Origin of the sequence: Chitinophaga cymbidii (genome assembly GCF_007992715.1) — a bacterium.
Lineage (GTDB): Bacteria > Bacteroidota > Bacteroidia > Chitinophagales > Chitinophagaceae > Chitinophaga > Chitinophaga cymbidii.
In genome coordinates, this window is sequence record NZ_BKAU01000001.1 from 551,578 (window position 1) to 569,686 (window position 18,109).

Annotated in this window: 12 protein-coding genes; 4 read left to right on the top strand and 8 right to left on the bottom strand. The window is 54.4% G+C overall.

Features of this window, described 5'->3' with window-relative positions; all coding sequences use genetic code 11:
- Nucleotides 1–30 precede the first annotated feature (30 nt).
- Nucleotides 31–612, top strand: coding sequence for an RNA polymerase sigma factor (locus CCY01nite_RS02195; protein WP_146857661.1), 582 nt, complete (start codon nt 31–33; stop codon nt 610–612).
- Entirely contained in the window at nt 609–1,331 is a 723-nt protein-coding gene (locus CCY01nite_RS02200; protein ID WP_186830856.1) for a tetratricopeptide repeat protein, read from the top strand. Before CCY01nite_RS02195 ends, CCY01nite_RS02200 begins: the two co-directional genes overlap by 4 nt.
- 90 nt (nt 1,332–1,421) lie before the next feature.
- Here CCY01nite_RS02200 and CCY01nite_RS02205 read toward each other — a convergent pair whose 3' ends face one another.
- The 7 genes from CCY01nite_RS02205 to CCY01nite_RS02235 form a co-directional block, all read right to left on the bottom strand.
- Complete coding sequence (locus tag CCY01nite_RS02205) at nt 1,422–3,905, bottom strand: glycoside hydrolase family 95 protein (protein WP_146857663.1); 2,484 nt, start codon at nt 3,903–3,905, stop codon at nt 1,422–1,424.
- A gap of 82 nt (nt 3,906–3,987) precedes the next feature.
- Complete coding sequence (locus CCY01nite_RS02210; protein WP_146857664.1) at nt 3,988–5,304, bottom strand: glucoamylase family protein; 1,317 nt, start codon at nt 5,302–5,304, stop codon at nt 3,988–3,990.
- Nucleotides 5,304–6,797, bottom strand: a complete 1,494-nt coding sequence (locus CCY01nite_RS02215; RefSeq protein ID WP_146857665.1) for a RagB/SusD family nutrient uptake outer membrane protein — start codon at nt 6,795–6,797, stop codon at nt 5,304–5,306. The genes CCY01nite_RS02210 and CCY01nite_RS02215 overlap by 1 nt, the downstream gene beginning before the upstream one ends.
- Nucleotides 6,798–6,809: 12 nt before the next feature.
- Complete coding sequence (locus tag CCY01nite_RS02220; protein WP_146857666.1) at nt 6,810–10,136, bottom strand: SusC/RagA family TonB-linked outer membrane protein; 3,327 nt, start codon at nt 10,134–10,136, stop codon at nt 6,810–6,812.
- Between the two features lie 94 nt (nt 10,137–10,230).
- Nucleotides 10,231–11,340, bottom strand: a complete 1,110-nt coding sequence (locus CCY01nite_RS02225) for a FecR family protein (RefSeq protein ID WP_146857667.1) — start codon at nt 11,338–11,340, stop codon at nt 10,231–10,233.
- Nucleotides 11,341–11,415: 75 nt separating this feature from the next.
- Nucleotides 11,416–12,009: an RNA polymerase sigma factor gene (locus CCY01nite_RS02230; RefSeq protein ID WP_146857668.1), complete on the bottom strand. Its 594-nt coding sequence runs from the start codon at nt 12,007–12,009 to the stop codon at nt 11,416–11,418.
- Between the two features lie 117 nt (nt 12,010–12,126).
- Nucleotides 12,127–13,503 (bottom strand): alpha-L-fucosidase, encoded by a 1,377-nt coding sequence (locus tag CCY01nite_RS02235; RefSeq protein ID WP_146857669.1) that lies wholly within the window; start codon nt 13,501–13,503, stop codon nt 12,127–12,129.
- Nucleotides 13,504–14,212: 709 nt separating this feature from the next.
- Here CCY01nite_RS02235 and CCY01nite_RS02240 point away from each other — a divergent pair.
- Nucleotides 14,213–14,503 (top strand): HTH domain-containing protein, encoded by a 291-nt coding sequence (locus tag CCY01nite_RS02240; protein WP_146857670.1) that lies wholly within the window; start codon nt 14,213–14,215, stop codon nt 14,501–14,503.
- 412 nt (nt 14,504–14,915) lie between these two features.
- Here the strand turns inward: CCY01nite_RS02240 and CCY01nite_RS02245 are convergent, their stop codons facing one another.
- Nucleotides 14,916–15,443, bottom strand: a complete 528-nt coding sequence (locus CCY01nite_RS02245; protein ID WP_146857671.1) for a hypothetical protein — start codon at nt 15,441–15,443, stop codon at nt 14,916–14,918.
- A gap of 136 nt (nt 15,444–15,579) precedes the next feature.
- Between CCY01nite_RS02245 and CCY01nite_RS02250 the strand changes: the two genes are divergently transcribed.
- Entirely contained in the window at nt 15,580–17,997 is a 2,418-nt protein-coding gene (locus CCY01nite_RS02250; protein WP_146857672.1) for a glycoside hydrolase family 95 protein, read from the top strand.
- The last annotated feature ends 112 nt before the right edge of the window (nt 17,998–18,109 follow it).

Consider the following 18,109-nt stretch of genomic DNA (forward strand, 5'->3'; position numbering starts at 1 on the left):
GTTACCCCGGATTTTAATATCTTTAAACATATGTCCACCCACAACGTCCACGCAGACCAACATTACGTCCATGCCCTGCTGCAAAACGACACGCAGGCGGTGGCGGAGATCTACCGGCGGTTTGCCGGCAAGGTGAAATATTACATCCTGCAGAACAACGGTACGGCGGATGATGCAGCCGACATCTTCCAGGAATCCCTCGTGGATATTTACAACCAGGCGAAATATAAAGGGCTGCAGCTGACCTGTCCGTTTGAGCCGTTCCTGCTGATGGTTTGCAAGCGCAAGTGGCTCAACGAATTGAAGAAAAAAGGGCGGCAAGGGGTAACAAAAGACATCGACGGGCAATTTGATATAGGCGAAGACAGCTTCCGGGATGCGGAAAAAACCTGGGCCGACAATGAGAAGGCGCGCCTTTTCAAGACCATGCTGGAGCAAATGGGAGAACGCTGCAAAGAGATCATCAAACTGTCGCTGACGGACAAGCCGCAGGAGGAGATCGCTGCGGCGCTGGGCGTGACGTACGGGTATCTCCGCAAAAAGAAATCCGAATGCATGGCTTCGCTGGTGGCCGCTATTAAAGAAAACCTTTCAAAATGGGGACTGACATGAACGACATCGATTATGAACTGATAGAGCGCTATCTCTCCGGGGATATGTCCGCGGAAGCGAGGGCCGCATTCGAAACGCGGATGCTGGTGGAGCCCGCGCTGAAAGATGCGGTGCAGCATTATGCGGAAGTGCAGGATTCCCTGCGGCAGTCGCTGAAAGACGACCCGCAGCGCGAGCAGCTGAAGCAGACGCTGGAAAGCAACCGGCATGTTTTCCGCGAAGCAAAGCGCATTCCCCTGCGCCGGTATTACATCACGGCGGCTTCCATTGCCGCAGTGATAGCGGTAGTGCTGTTCTGGAGCCCCTGGCAGCAGGACGTATACCAGCAGTTCGGCGTACAGGAAATGGTATCACCCGCGGAGCGCGGCAATGCATCCGACAGCCTGCTGCAAAGCGCATCGGCGCATTTCAACCATCACCGTTATGAGCAGGCGATCGATGATCTCAACAAAGTCATCGAACATCATCCGGAAGATGCATTCGCCATTTACTACCGCGGCCTGGCTTACCTCGAAAACAAACAAAGCGACTATGCGCGGGCGGACCTTGAGATGATCTACAACGGCGAGTCCGTCTTCAAATACGAAGCTGCTTTCTATATCGCCCTGAGCTATTTCAGGGAAGATAAAAAAGATCAATGCCGCAACTGGCTGGAAAAAATCCCGGCGGAAGCAGGAGATACGCATGAACGGGCGCAGCGCCTGGCGAAGGAATTGTAAAAAAAGATGCCGGCTCAGACGAGACCGGCCTTATCATATTCCACGTCTACAGTATATCCTGAATTAATGATGTACATGATCTGACCGCCTTCATTCCGCAACAATTTCATACGTTCCTTTCGCTACGGCGATATTGTAATCATATACTTTTTTCAGGGGAAGCACGGGCAACCGGCTTTCATCCCTGATCACGGCATTCACCGGATAGCCATAATCATGATACGGCTTCCCGGTCTTTCCCGCTCCGGCCGGCACTTTGATGCGCACCGGTATATTTGTCCGCACGATATCACTTCCGCCATTATATAAAACGGAACGGATGACCGCTTTTGTAAGCCGGCCGTCCTTCCATGAAATATCCACTTCATACCCTCCTTTCGCTTTCAAGCCTTTTACGCTGCCTTCCGGCCACGCGGCGGGCAAGGCGGGCAGCAGGTGCAGTACGCCATCATGGCTTTGCAGCAGCATTTCCGTAATGCCGGAAGTAACGCCAAAGTTACCATCTATCTGGAAAGGCGGATGCGCGTCCAGCAAATTGGCGTAGGAACCGCCGCTGACGCCTTCCATGGTAGCGAGTAAGAGCTGCTTATTGAGCATCGTATAGGCATGATCGCCGTCTTCCAGCCGGGCCCACCAATTCACTTTCCATGCTTTGGACCAGCCTGTGCCGCCGTCCCCACGAAGTAACAAGCTTCGTTTAGCCGCCGCCGCGAGTGCGGGTTGCCGGCGCGGCGTGATGCTGTTGCCGGGGAACAATCCATATAAATGCGAAAGATGGCGGTGCTCATCCTTCGGATCGTCCCAATCTTCCGACCATTCCTGCAACTGACCGTATTGACCCGTCTTAAAAGGCTGCAGGTCTTTGAGCACAGCGGCCATCCGGTCGCGGAAGGCTTTGTCCTTTCCGAGAATATCCGCGGCGGTGATGGTGCGGTTCAGCAGATCGTGAATGATGGCGATGTCCATCGTGGCGGCGATGCTCACGGAACCGGTGCGTTTACCGTCCACCCGGAAATTGTTTTCGGGCGAGGTAGACGGGCTGGTCACCCATTTGCCCTGCGGGTTCTTTATCAGCCAGTCCAGCATAAATTCAGCGGCGCCTTTCATCAGCGGATACGCTGTATTAGCCAGGAATTGCCGGTTGCCGGTATAGGCATAATGTTCCCAAAGGTGGCGGCAGAGCCATGCTCCGCCCATCGGCCAGATGGCCCAGCGCGGGTTCCCTTGCGGATCGCGCCAGTCGAAGCCGCCCGCAGGCGTTGATACCGCCCAGATATCGGAATTATGATGCGCCGTCCAGCCCTTCATGCCATAGTTCACAGTGGCGGTGCGTTGTCCGTTGCGTGCCAGCTGATGGATGAACTGGAATAGCGGCGTGGCGCATTCGCCCAGGTTGGCCGTTTCCGCCGGCCAGTAATTCATTTCTGTATTGATGTTGATGGTATAGTTGGAGCCCCAGGGCGGCTGCATACTGTCGTTCCACAGGCCCTGCAGGTTCATGGCCGGCCCGCCTTTGCGCGATCCGGCTATCATGAGGTAGCGGCCATACTGGTACAGCAGCGTGATCAGCTGCGGATCGCGGTGGCCGCCTGCCAGTGTATATTCACGTAAACGTATATCCGTTGGCTTTAGTGCGGAGGAATCGGCGCCGAGGTCCAGCTGCACGCGGTTGAAAAGCGCGGCATGGTCTTGCTGATGCGCCTTTAAAAGGGCGTCGTAAGAGCCGGCGTTGGACAATGGCTGCAGGGCTTCCCGCGTTTCGTTGAACGGATGATGGAAGCTGGTGCCGATGGAAACGAGCAATACGGCTTCGGTGGCGCGGCTGATGTGCAGACCTTTTTCATCCGTACGGCTGCTGCCGTCTTTCAACCGGGCCTGTACATGCACTTCATAGCGGACGCCTTTTGATCCGTCATATTCGATCTGCCGCGGGTCGTAGCTGCGATGGGGAACGTAAGAGGGACAGCGGCCGGACATGATCACATGCGAAGCATCCCGCGACGCCACTTTGTTGGGCATCGGGTTGTTGAACTCCGCGTGAAACGACAGCCTTCCGGGCTGGCTGCTTTTCCAGCGGATCACCAGCAATTGCGCCGGGTAGCTGATGAAAGCTTCTCGCGTATATTCAACGCCGTTAGATATGTACTTCACTGTAGACATGGCGGTCCTGAGGTCAAGTGCTCTTTCGTATGATTCAATGGAAGAAATAGTTGAGTCGTTCTTCAGCAACAGGCTCCCCAGTGTGAGATAACGGGCGGTATAAGGACCCATCATTTCCCTGCTGAGGGTATCTGCTTTCATATATTCACCGTTCCACAATGCTTCCCGTACCTGCGGCAGCACAGCTTTCGCGCCAGGGTTCGTTCCATCTGACGGGCCGCCGCTCCAGAGAAACGCTTCATTCAGTTGTAATTCTTCTTCCTGCAATTTCCCGAAAACCATCGCGCCGATCCGGCCATTCCCAAGGGGAAGCGCCTCATTCCAGTTCATTGCAGGCTGATGGTACCACAGTTTCAGTTGGGCAGATGCCGGTAATCCAGTGCTCCATATCAACAACAAAAATAGCGATCTCATAACGTGTAGCTATGCCAAGTTATGCAATCGTTTGCATTATTTAACACATTTTTTTATCTTTTTTTTATACCGGATTAGCTTTTCAGGGGGCTTCCGCGGGGATGGCGGGACTGGTGAACCCCAGCCGCTGCAACCCCTGCCGTATCTCCGGGCAGCTCATGAACAAGCGCCACAGCAGCCCGCTCCGGTAATTTTCGATCATCACCACGACCGGCCCCTGGTCGATGGCAAGGTACTGGTAGTCGAACCAGTTGTTCGTTTCAGAAAAGGCATCGTAAAAACCATATTCCCCCCAAAGCCGGTCCCCTACCGCATGATAGAAATATTTCAGCGCCTGCATGGAGTACTCCGGCGTGTAGGGAAAAGAAGAAAGTGCAGCCGTGGGCGTTATAACACCGAGATCGTTCGTAGGGGAATGGGCGTTATAGAATTCGTGGTTGTCGCTGGCCGTCAGCCCCCAGCAATCTTCGCCATAGCCTTTGAAACCTTTGGGGTTGTTGATGCAATACTGGCGGTTGATGAGGGTATGATTCCGGTTCTGCTCCCAGTAATCGGCGTAGCGGTCTTTCAGCCCGCGCGGGTCGAGGCCGAGAAAGGAGTAATGCGCGAAAAAGAGCGGCCCGCCGTAATCGAAGCCCAGCGGGAGTTTGATACCGAGATATTCCTTTCCGTTTAGGAAATGGTTGCTCACGGCCCAGCCCTGGTGGTATACTTTCGGGTTGATGGGAAAATTGGGGGAAGAGGCGGCGAGCACATAGGTGATGAGGCATTCGTTCCAGCCGCGGACCTGGTGGTTCATGCTCCAGCCGTTGTTCGGGGACCAGTGCCAGTAGAGGATGTCCTGCCCGTCCCGCGTATACCAGTTCCATTCCGCATCGTTCCACAGCCAGTTGATCTTGTTCCGCAGCTCCTGTTCTTTCGGATCATCTTTATCGAAATACTGCCGCACGCACAGCAGCCCCTGGAACATGAAAGCGGATTCCACGAGGTCGCCGCCATCGTCTTTACGGCTGAAGGGGATGGTTTTGCCGGTGGCGCCGTCCATCCAGTGCGGCCAGATGCCATGATAGTGATCGGCTTTCTGCAGGAAGTTCACGGTCTTCAGTAACCGCTCCAGTCCTTCCTCCCGCGTGATAAATCCGCGCTCTATCCCTACGAGAATGGCCATCACGCCAAAGCCCGAACCACCGATGGTCACCACCTCCGGCGTGGTGGTGCGTTCGGGTGCGAGTCCGGATACCGGGTGCGCGAATTTCCAGAAATAGTCAAACGTGCGCTGCTGCACGAGTGTTACCAGCGCGGAATCTCCCAGTTCCGGGCGGGGAGCTTTTTTCTTTTTCTGGGCGGCGGCCTGCTGCACGAGCGCCGCCAGGCAGATGACCAAAAGTATCTTTCTCATCAGTTATAGCCGGGGTTTTGTTTCAGTCGGTTATTACTCAAAAGTATCTGTTCCTGCGGAATGGGGAACAGCTCGTGCCTGCCATCCACAAAATTCTTTCCGTGCGCGCGCATCACCTGTCCCGCGCGGCCCTGGCGCACGAGATCCCAGAAGCGGTCATGCTCCATAGCCAGCTCCACCCTGCGTTCTTTCCATATCGCCATGCGCAGGTCTGCCTGTCCCGCCGCGGTGGTATTGGGAAGACCGGCGCGGCGGCGGACGATGTTCAGCTTCGCGATCGCCTCACCGGTATTGCCGAGTTCGTTGGCGGCTTCCGCATAGATCAGCAATATTTCGCCGTAACGCAGGATGCGCAGGTTCTTCGGGGTGCGGTCCGGGTTGCCGCAGTAAGGCTCCTGCGTGCGGCTGTGATAGGCTTTGTAGTTGTAGCGGTCGTTCTCCACAGAGTCCCGCGAAGGTACTCTGAAGCCGTCCCACAGGAAGGTGCCGTTCGGTTGTATGGTGATGATGGTGGCGTCTTTTCTTTTATCACCGGGTTCATAAGCGGCCACGAGATCCGCCGAAGGATTGTTGAATCCGAAGCCGAAATCCGTCCACCCCATTTTCGCGCGGATGCCCTGTGAATTGGCGTATATCTGGATAGCGGCGTCGCAGGCGGCGTTGGTGCCGGTCTGCACTTCAAAGATCGATTCAATGGAGTTGGCGCCTTTTGTACGCCAGATATCGGCGTAGTTGGAGAGCGTATCATAGAGCCCGGAGTTGATCACTTCGCCGGAAAGGTCGAACGCCTGCTGCCAGTTTTTGCGGTACATGTACACCTTCGCCAGCATGCCCTGCGCCGCGCCTTTGGTGGCCCTTCCCACTGGTGTGGCGCCTTTCAGCGGCAGATGGTCTACGGCGAATTGCAGATCGCTGATGATGAGCGCGTAAATATCGTCCGCGGAGGCGCGCGTCTGGATGCTGTCTGAATTGGCTTCTTCCGGCGCGGGCACTTTATCGATCTTCGGTACGCCGCCGAAAGTGCGTACGAGGTTGAAGTAGAAATAACCGCGCAGGAAGCGCACTTCGCCGATAAGCCTGTTCTTTTCCGTTTCTTCGAGCGGACTGAGCGGCAGCTTGTCCAGCGCCTGGTTGGCGCGGGCGATGGCCTGGTAATAGCCCGTCCAGAAATTCTGTACGTTCTGGTTGGAAGGGCCGTAGGTGAAGTTATCGATCTCCAGCGCGGGACCGTAATCCTGCGGCGTGCTGCCTTTGTCCGCGTCGTCGCTGACGATGCTGGTGATCACCACGAACTGCAGGCCATGCACATCCGGACCGAAACCGCCGAGCCACATGATGTTGTAAACGCCGTTCACCAGGTCCACAGCCGCATTGGGGTTGGTGCGTATTTCTTCCTCGGTGACGCGGCCCTGCGGGGGCACGTCCAGGAAGCCTCTGCCGCAACTGAAACTGATCAGCAGGAAAAAAGCGGGTATGATGACATATTTTTTCATGATGAACGTGGTTTAAAAGGTAACGTTAAGACCTACCGCATAGGTGCGCGTTGTCGGGTAAGGTTGCAGCTCGATGCCCGCTTCCAGCGGACTGGCGTTGTTCTGCGTGGAGATGAAGCCGTTGGACCGCGGGTTGGATGAGATCATCTCCGGCGAAAAACCGCTGAACTGTTTTACGGTGAACAGGTTCTGGGACGTGAGATAAATTCTTATCCGCTCAAATTTGATCCTTTCCATCAAACCCTTCGGCAGCGTGTATCCCAGTGTGATATTGTTCAGCCGGAAAAAGCTGCCGGATTCCAGGAAGTAAGTGGATGCGGGCATATTCGCGGCGAGTATCCTGGGGTCTGTGGATGAAGGCCGGTCTGCTCTCCAGCGTTTATCCGCATAATCTGCTTCCACATTATCTGTCGTTTCGTACCGGTAAGCCTTTTTGCCGTTGTAGATCTTGTTGCCGGCATTGCCGTAAAAATCGAGGCTCAGGTCCGCGCCTTTGTAATTCACGCCTGCGTTGATGCCGTAGTAGAATTTAGGTTGATAGGAGCCTGCGAATATTTTATCATCATTATTGATAACGCCATCATCGTTCGCATCGCGATACTTCAGGTCGCCGGGTTGCGCATCGGGCTGTATCTTTTCTCCGTCTTTATTCACATATGCATCGATCGCGGCCTGATCCACAAATACGCCCTGGGATTCCAGGATGTAAAAGCTGCCGATCGGGTGGCCGCTGGCGGTTTGCGTGATATTGCCCTGCTGGCCCACGCCTCCGCGGAACAGCGGCTGGCCCTGGTTCAGACCGGTCACTTCATTTTTGTTGAAAGTGAGGTTGCCGCCGACCGTGTAATCGAAGTCATCGCTGATGTTGTCTTTCCATTGCAAGGTAAACTCCCATCCTTTGTTGGTAAATGAACCGGCGTTGGTGATGTATTCATTGTCCGGATCGCCCAGCAGGCCGGGTATGCGCACGCCTACCAGCGCGTCGATGGTTTGCTTGTTGTAATAGTTGATCTCACCCGTCAGCCTCCGGCCGATGGAAGAAAATTCCAGGCCGATGTCGTATTCTTCCGTTGTTTCCCATTGCAGGTTGCGGTTCTTGATGTCTGAAAGGCTGGTGCCAAGCGTGGGCTGTCCGCCGAAAAAGTACAACAGCCCGGAGCTGGCGGTGAGGATGTAGAGGTTCGATTCGATGTTGTCATTCCCGATCCGTCCCCAGCTGCCGCGCAGCTTCAGGAAATCGAAGACCTGCTGTTCGCGCATGAAATTTTCCTGCGACAGTACCCAGCCCACGCCTACGGCCGGAAAGTAGCCGTTCCTGTTCTCCGACGGAAAACGGGAGGAAGCGTCGTTCCGGAACGAGGCGGTGAGCAGGTATTTGTCCTTATAAGCATAATTCAACCGGGCCAGGATGGAAGTGCGGGTGTATTTGTCGCCTTCGGCCGTGTTGGTGGATGAATTGGGGTCTCCGGCAATGAGGTACCAAAGGTCTTCGCTCATGGGTACATTCCGGCGGCTGGCCTCGATGTACTCGCCTGTATATTGTTGCGCCGTGTAACCGGCCAGTACGGTCAGATCATGATCGCCGAAGCGCTGCTGGAAAGTGGCGGTGTTATCCCACAACCAGTCCTGGTTCTGTTCCTTCACCATGGTGAGGTTGCTCTCGGGGCGTTGCTGGTTGCCGCCGGCGATGAGGAAAGTAGATTCATCGTTCAGGTATTGATAGCCGTACCGCTTGCGGTTGTAAAAACTCTGGTTCACGCTCATGCTGGAACGCAGCTTGATGAACTTCCAGGGGGAATATTCGAGGTATGCTGTTCCCTGCAGGCGGTTTTCCTTCAGGCGGTCATCGTTCTTGTCGATCGTGAGCACGGGGTTGCCCACGTTGCCGAAAGCCGCTGTATTGCCGTATTTGCCGTCCTGCATCACGGGGATGACGGGCGCTGCGCGGTAGGTATTGTTGTAAATACCAGCGAGGTCCACATACTTCGTTTTGGCGGTCATGTAGGAGAACTGCGCTACCAGCTTCAGGTTATCGGCAATGTTATATTCATTATTGGAGCGGATGGTAAAACGATCGAATTTATTGGTGTTCACAATGCCTTCGTCCGTGAGGAAACCGGCGTTGAAATAGTAGAGGAATTTTTCGCTGCCGCCGGTGAGGGAAATGTTGTGCGTTTGCTGGAAGCCTTTGCGCAGGATGGCGTCGTACCAGTTGGTGGACACGTTGTAGGGCGGGATGGTCACGTTGGGCGCGGCGTCCGACAGGTAGTCCTGGTATTGCTGCGAGTTCGCCATTTTCACGAGATTGGCTACTTCGCGGAATCCGGCCGTCATGTTATAGCTCACTTCCATTTTTCCGGCGCGGCCGCGTTTGGTGGTGATGATCACTACGCCGTTGGCGGCGCGAACGCCGTAGATCGCCGCGGAGGAAGCATCTTTGAGGATGTCCATTGTTACGATGTCGGCCGTGTTGATGTTGCGGATATCGTTGGTGAGCACGCCATCCACTACGTATAATGGTTCCGCGCCTGCGAGCATGCTGCCTGTACCGCGCACCCTTACCAGCGGCTGTGAGCCCGGGGCGCCAGAGCTGATGATCTGCACGCCGGCCACTTTGCCCTGGATGCCTTGTGTGGCGGTATTCACCGGTTGTTTGGTGATCTCTTCACCGCGCACGCTGCCGATGGAACCGGTGAGGTCGCGTTTGCGCTGTGTGCCGTACCCTACTACCACTACCTGTTCCAGCTGGCTGGTGCCGGCGCTCATCACTACGTCCACTTCCGTTCTTCCCTGCAGCGGTATTTCCTGCGGGTCGTAGCCGATGAAGGAGAAAACAAGCGTAACGCTGGAATCGGGGGCGTTCAGCGTGTAGGTACCGTCCGGCTGCGACACCGTGCCAATGCTGGTGCCTTTCACCTGGATGGTGACGCCGGGGAGCGGGTTCCCCTCATTGTCTTTAACCGTCCCCTTAACGGGAACGGCTATATTAATTTCGGTGAGCTGCTGGGGTTTGATCACATACAGCCCTTCATCGATCTTCCGGTATTCCAGCTGCAGCGGCGGCAGTATTTCGTCCAGCACCGCGGTTAATGACAGCCCTTTGGCGTTGAAGGAAGCGGGGATCATTTTGCCGTCTACCAGGCGGCTGCTGTAGGCGAAGCTGATGCGGTGCTGCTTGCCGAGCTTGTTCAGCGCGGTACGCAAAGGCACGCCGGACGAGGATGCCGCCGGTGCTTCCGCCTGCATCTGCGTTTTTGCCGCATATGCTACTTCCTGGGCGGACAGGCTGAAGGGCAACAATAACCAGATCGTGGAATATGCGGGTAGGTTTAGTTTCATAATAACGTGTTTACGTGGTAACGAAATGAATGCATCCGTTCATGATCATGGTTCCGATTAGATTCTGTTAAAAAAGGTTTAGATCTTGTTGTAACTACTGCCGGTAAAATATATATGTGTTGTCTTTTTCTGCTTTTACGTTCAGGCTGAACGCCTCTTTCAGTGCGGTGATCACTACCTGCAAATTCGCGTCCGGCAGGGTGGCGCTGAATTTTTCTTTTGCCAGGCTTGTATCCCTGAACACAATATGCACGCCGTACTGGTAGAACAACCGTTGCGCAACGGTTTCCAGCGGCGTATCCTCAAACGTCAGCGTGCCTTTCACCCATGACGTATAGGGTTCCGGCCGCACTTCCTTCAGCTGGTATTGTTCTTCCTCTGCCCTGAACTCCACCAGCTCCCCGGGTTTCATCACCACTACTTTCTTTCCCCGCCGCAGCGCCACCTTTCCCGTGTGCAGCACCACCTGCGTGTTGCCGTTATAGTTATTGACGTTAAAAGTAGTGCCCAGTACATCGATGTCCAGCGAGCGGGAATGGACGGTGAAAGGTTTGGCCGTACCGGGCTGCTGCCGGATGTCGAAGAACGCCTCTCCTTCCAGCCATACCTCGCGTTTATCTTCAAACGTACCGGTGCGCAATGTGGAATGCGGCGCCAGCACTACCCTGGAGCTGTCCGGCAAAATGAGGCTCCTGTTCTCCCCGAACTGGCTGGTATAGGTCACCGGCGGGGCTTCTTCCTGAAAAAAGCGGGCTTCTTTCCGAAAAAACCAGGCGGCGGCCAGCACTAGCAAACCCGTTACGGCGGCGGCAGCCAGCAGGTAGGGCCATGTACGGCGGGGAGCGGCGGCAGGCCATTTACGCCGGGAAGCTACAGCCGGCAGGTAGGGCCATGTACGGCGGGGAGCGGTTGCAGGCCGTTTACGCCGGGAAGCGGCGGCCATCTCAGCGGACTGCGTCATTTCGTCGGACAATACGGACCAGATGCGGTCGTAACTTTCCACCGGCATTTCATCCCGCACATATTCGAGCGACAGCAATATGCGGCGGGCCTCTTCCACAAAGGGTTTCCGTGCCGGGTCCAGCTGTTGCCACTGCGCCCAGAAAGCCTCATTTTCCTTTGTGGGCTGCAATACCCACTCGGAAAAATAATCGTCCGTCAGAAAGTCTTCCGGGCCATAATCCGAATAATCTTTCCATTCCATAACCGGATCGGTAATTGAACCACTTGTATAGAGGAGAACAGGACAGATTTTATCCCTCCGGCGGAGAACTTTTTTTTATTTCCAGAGCAGCCAGCCCATCGCGAGCCAGAGCGGGAAATCGATCAGCCGGTGGCGGAGCTTGTCGAAAGCCTTGTATACCATCTTATACACAGACTTTTGATGAATGTTCATTATTGCGGCAATATCTTCAAAAGAAAGGTTCTCATAAAAGCGCAGGAACAGCACTTCTTTCATGCGGGGCGGCAGCCTGTTGATCTCCGCGGCAACTTTCTCGCGCCGCGCGAGGGTGGTCTGGTCGCTGATCAGGCGGGTTTCGGGGGAAACGATGATATCGAAACAGCTTTCTTCTTCGGGCAGATCACGCTGCTTGCGGGCGTCCGTGGCCGCGCGCAGCAGATCGCGCCGGAAAGCCTTTACAAGATAAGCTTTTACGTTCTCTATGGCCGAGAGGTTCGTGCGGTGCGTGAGGAGATACATGAAAAGATTCTGGATGCAGTCTTCCACCAGCGGGCGGTCAGGATAGAGCTTGCAGCCGTAGTTGTATAGCTGTGGGGCATAGCGGGCGTACAGTTGCCCGTAAGCGGACTGGTTCCCGGTTAAGAATTCCTTCCAGTGGGCGGCGTCTTCCTGAAATGCACCTGCAAACATCTGCTTCAAAGATAGGAAAGCTTCATCGTTTTGCTTTCTACCGGCGGGCGGGATAAAATAAATAACACTACGCCGTACAATCAGCGTAGTGTTATTGCAAATATTATCCGGGCGATATCAATCCGCCAGCATCAGTTCGATCACCGGTATCTCCACATCCGGCTTCACCACCGGCAGGCTGAGGTTCAGATCGTTACTACCGAGGCCGTTGGTTTTATAACCATGACCGGCCGGGGCGCTGAAGCGGATCTCGGAAGCGTCGTGCAGGAATTGCGCGTATTTGATCTTGCCTTTGTAACCGGGCAGGGTGAAGTTCTGCAAAGGATAATCGAGCAGATGCACGTAAAGGCGTTTGGTAACGGGATTATACGTCAGCAGGCTGTGTTCCGGCCTCGCATATTCGTCCGGCGCCTGGGTACACTGGTAGATGCTGCGGCTGTTCAGCTCCATCCATTTACCCATGCCATTCAGCGAGCTTTGCGCGCGCGCATCGAATTTACCGCGGCCGGTGGGACCGACATTCAGCAGCAGGTTGCCGCCTTTGCTCACGGATTCTATCAGCAGCACGAGCAGTTGCCGTACGTCTTTCCAGGTGGCTTCATCGCGGTAATAGCCCCATGAGCCGGAGAAGGTCTGGCAGGTTTCCCAGGGCACGCGCCGGCCGTTTTCCGTGGGCCATTCGGCCACTTTATACTGTTCGGGCGTCACAAAATCACCACCGTCTGCATAATCGCGCAGGTCCAGGCGGTCGTTCACGATAATGCCCGGTTGCAGCTTGCGCACCATTTTGATGAGGTCCACGGAGTTCCAGTCCTCATGCCCCTTGCCGTGTTTGCCGGGATAGGAGAAATCCAGCCAGAGGATGTCTATCTTGCCGTAGTTGGTCAGCAGTTCCCTCACCTGGTTGTGGAGGTATGTGCGGTATTTCGCCATATCGCGGCCTTTGTTGAGCTGATCGTATTCCGCGTCTGTTTTGGCGCGTTGCGGATGCACCCGGTCGATGGTAAAATCAGGATGATGCCAGTCGATCAGGGAATAGTAGAATCCTATTTTCAGCCCTTCGGCGCGGAAAGCTTCCACGAATTCCTTGAGGAGGTCGCGGCCGATGGGGGTTTTGGTAGCTTTATAATCCGTGAATTTTGAATCGAACAGACAGAACCCTTCGTGGTGTTTGGAAGTGATCACGGCGTATTTCATGCCGGCGGCTTTGGCCATTTTGGCCCATTCGCGGGGATTGTAGAGGTCGGGATTGAAGTAATCGAAATAATGCTGGTAGGCGGAATCGGTGAGCGCTTCACGGTTCTTCACCCATTCATGCCGGGCGGGGAGGGCGTAGAGGCCCCAGTGGATAAACATGCCGAAGCGGTCGTTGGTCCACCAGGCAAGGCGTTTTTCTTTTTGTTCGGGTGTTTCGGAAAAGAGCATTTTTTCCTGTGCGGTGGAATTCATGGCCAGCAGTATGAGGAGTGCCGGCAAGAGGGTGTTAAGTTTCATATCGCAGTTTTATAGTGCTGTACAAGTTAAGGCTAACAGGCGGGCGGGGCTTGTAGCATTTTGACAGAATGTATTGTTATTTGAATACCGGGAAAATTCGCCTGATTCATTTTCATTAACAAATGATTAACATAAAACAACCTTATTTCCCCGTAACATTGTGCCGCAAATCGCGTTAAGATATTGGTCTTTTATCCATAAAGCGCTTTTATAAGCTTCAAGCTTACACTCCAATTGTGCTTTTGATTGAATGCAGTCGCCATGCCTCCCTTATGGCGGCTGCTCTTTTCCGGAGGCATTTGTTAATACAATTTCAAAAAAATCTTCAAAAATGACACTTGTTTAACAATTGATTAACATTTAATCGTGTTTAACATTGTATACTTGTGATTGCTAGTGATGCCACAGGTTAACCATTAAATAGAGGCAACCATTAATTGCTGTACGCGGTCGATGGTTGCCTTTTCAGGTTCATTAAAATCTGAAAACGAAATAGTTTCCTACTGTAGCACCGTTGCAGTACCGCATTTTATCTTTACCGTGATCTAACTTGTAGCAGCGCTATCTGATAATTCCTTACCATGATCAAATATTGAGTACGCAATAAGGAAGAAAAAACAGTGTAAAAAAGATGCAGCATTACTATCAGGAACTAGTTAATTTCGTAGTGAACCCATTTCCAATTTAGCTTAAACCCCCAGTTGATCCAATGCCAAAGCGTTATTTTGAAAGACTACAGACCATAGACTATCTTATTCGAATCAAGGGCACCGGCAATCCATCGCAGCTTGCGAAGCGTTTGAATATTTCCGAACGGACTTTGTATGAATTTCTCCGGATGATGAAAGATCTGGGTGCGCCTATTGAATACGATCGTTATAAGGAAAGCTACTACTATGGCGAAAAAGGTGGTTTCAACATCAAGTTTACCAAAAGTGTGATCGCCGCTTCGCCCTTCGTATTGCTTTTCATTTCGGTATGCACACTAACAGGTTTGTGATTCCGATTGCAATGATAGACGATGAGCTGGTTAACAAATTTTTAACTCCATGATCCTCGTCAGTGGCTTACTTTGTTGGCTGTAAATCAACTATAGCAAACAAAGTGCATTGCACACCGAACGTATATCATGCAACCGTTAAAATCATTACCAGCCGTCCATCGCGTGCTATCCCCAAAAAGTGACACTATACTTAAAAGTGATTCTATCGCCTTTTCCTGATGGAAAGGCCGGCAGGCTTCTGTTCAGATGCCTGCCTTTTTTATGCATTATGATGATTAACAGCTTCGTAACATAGGTAAACCGCGCGAACCGTCCCACAAAAGAGGCTTTTTCATAACGCGGTTTAGATTAGATGATCAATCTATGATGCGAATAAAAACTGCAGGTTTCTTTCCAGTCACCTGCATCTTTATCTCTCCTCCGGCAGATGCCTCCATTTCACCGGCGTTTCATTCCAGGCAGGCCCGTGTACATACGCATAGTTGTCCGCATCCGTATATAGCCTGATGAGCTTCACCGCCGCGCCGTTCACCTTCCATACATAACTGGCGGATAACAATGCAGGCGACCGGGATACGTTCAGCTGAACATACAGGATGCTGTCTACGATCTTCATATCCTTCAGCCGGAAGTGCCAGTCAGCCTGCGCATCACGCACTACAGCGGCCAGCAGGAAGTCCCGCTCATAATCCATTTCCAGTGGATCGTTTTCAGGGGGGCTAACGCAATCCTTTACCTGGAGGCTATCGCGCAATACATACAGGAGGTAATATCCCGGCTGTTCCGGCAATTTTGCGCTGAGGCGGGGCTCGCCGCAGGGAGGATAAAACCGCCAGCCGGGCATCAGCATGAAACCGGCATGCTGCGGATCATCGGGGAGCACGTTGCAGGCGGCACAAACGGTCAAACAAAGGAAAAGAAAACAGCGTTTTGCCATCATCCTACAATTTAACGATATCCTTTTTATAATGGGATTTTATCAATTTATTTCCCTTGTTTAACCGATCCTTTATATTTAGCCTTTTAGCGCCTACATTTATTGCATATCACCGTTGAAAAATATACATACCACGATGAAACAGATGCTCCTTGCCGCCTTGCTGATCATTACCCACGCCACGTTCGCACAGCAGGATGTTACGCTTCAATTTTCAGCTCCCGCGTCCGCTTATACGGAAGCCTTGCCGCTTGGCAACGGCAGGATCGGCGGGCTGGTGACCGGGCATCCCTGGAATGACCGTATCATGCTGAACGAGATCTCGCTATGGTCCGGCGGCGTGCAGGATGCCGACAGCGATACCGCTTACCGCGTGCTTCCCCGCATACAGGAACACCTGCTGCAGGGCCGTAACCGCGAGGCACAGGAGCTGCTGCAGCAATATTTTATCTGCAAGGGCGAAGGCTCCGGCCGTGGCCGCGGCGCAAAGGTCCCTTACGGCGCTTACCAGGCGCTCGGCGACCTTTTTATCCGCTGGCAGGATACCATCACGCCCTGGCGCCAGTATAAACGCAGCCTCAACCTCGAAACCGCCGTTGCCACCACCAGCTGGCAGCGTAACGGCGTAACCTATACGCAGGAAGCATGGACGAACATTCCTTCCAACGTTCTTGCGGTGAAGATCAGCGCCTCCCGCAAAGGAAAGCTCTCCTTCACGCTGGCGCTCAGCCGTAAAGAACACGCCACCACCACCGCATCCCCGGGGATGCTCACCATGGCGGGCCAACTGCCCAACGGCCAGGAACCGGGCATGCGTTTCGCCGCCGCCCTGCAGGTAAAAACCAAAGGCGGCCGCCAAACCGTGACGGACTCCACCATCGTTGTTGCGCAGGCCGATGAATGCATACTGCTTTTTACCGCCGCCACGGATTATAACGTTTCCGATTATACGAAAAGAGGTGACGATCCTCTTCCCGTTGTGCAAAGCACCCTGAAGAAAGCCGCCACCGTTTCTTACGCACAACTGTACCGCGGGCATCTTGACGCTTACACTCCGCTGTTCAACAGAAGCCGGTTTTATCTCGATGGCCCGGCTGCCAATACGGCCGCGCTGAGCACACCGGAAAGGCTGGCGAGGTATTTCAACCAGCAGCCGGACCCGCAATTGCCAGTGCTGTATTATAATTTCGGCCGCTACCTCCTGATCGGCTCCTCGCAGCCCGGAGGGCTCCCGGCCAACCTGCAGGGCCTCTGGGCGCCGGAATACCAGACTCCCTGGAACGGCGACTACCACATCAACATCAACCTCCAGATGAACTACTGGCTGGCCCCGCTGACGGGACTGCCGGAGCTGGCGGAACCTTTATACCGCTACACCAAAGGATTGAGCGCCCCCGGCGCTAAAACCGCCAAAGCCTACTACAACGCACCCGGATGGGTGGCGCACGTGATCTGCAATCCCTGGGGCTTCACCTCCCCCGGCGAAGGCGCCGAATGGGGCTCTACCCTCACCGGCGGCGCATGGCTCTGCGAGCACCTCTGGGAGCACTTCCGCTACACCCGCGATACCGCTTTCCTGCGGGAATACTATCCCGTGATGAAAGGCGCGGCCCAATTCCTGCGCGCGATACTCATCAAAGAGCCGGTGCACGGATGGCTCGTGACGGCACCTTCCAATTCTCCCGAACACGCTTTTGTAATGCCGGACGGCACCAAGGCCAACACTTGCATGGGCCCGGCCATAGATATGCAGATCTGCCGCGAGCTGTTCGGCGCCTGCATCGAAGCCTCCACCATATTGCAAACAGATGCGGCATGGCGCGGCGAACTGGAAACGGTACGGGCACAACTCGCCCCTAACCAGATCGGTGCGGCGGGCGACCTCAACGAATGGCTGCACGACTGGGCGGACGGCGAGCCGCATCACCGCCATATCAGCCACCTGTACGGCCTTCATCCGTACGACGAGATCACGCCCTGGGATACGCCGGAACTTGCTGCCGCTGTAAAGGAAACCCTGCGGCAAAGAGGCGATGACGGCACCGGATGGTCCCTCGCATGGAAGATCAATTTCTGGGCGCGCCTCGGCGATGGCGACCACGCGCTGACCATCCTGCACAAGCTGCTTCGTCCCGTTGACCCCGTGAAACCCGTTGGCGGCGGTTCTTATCCCAATCTTTTCTGCGCCCACCCGCCTTTCCAGATCGACGGGAACTTCGGCGGCACGGCGGGCATCGCGGAAATGCTGCTGCAAAGCCACGGAAACGGCCACACGATCAGATTATTACCCGCATTGCCGTCGAGCGCCGACTGGCAGAGCGGAAAGATCAGCGGGCTGCGCGCCCGCGGCGCCTTTACGGTAGACATGCAATGGAAAGGCGGACAGCTGGCGAAAGCCCGCATCCGCGCTGACAAAGGCGGCGCCTGCAGCCTGCTGCTCCCGGCCGGGAAAACCGTGAAAGATCAAAAAGGGAAAGTACTGGCAGAAGCGGATGAGCGGGCCAGAATTGTGAAGTTTGAAACAGGGAAAGGCGGTATATACGTGGTGGAGTAGATCTGAATGCAGCAGACATTGCGGCGTTTGAAGCGAAGAAAGGCGGCATCCACATGGTTGCAACGGGCATCATGGCATTTGAAACAATGAAAGCGCTCCCGAACACCGCCAC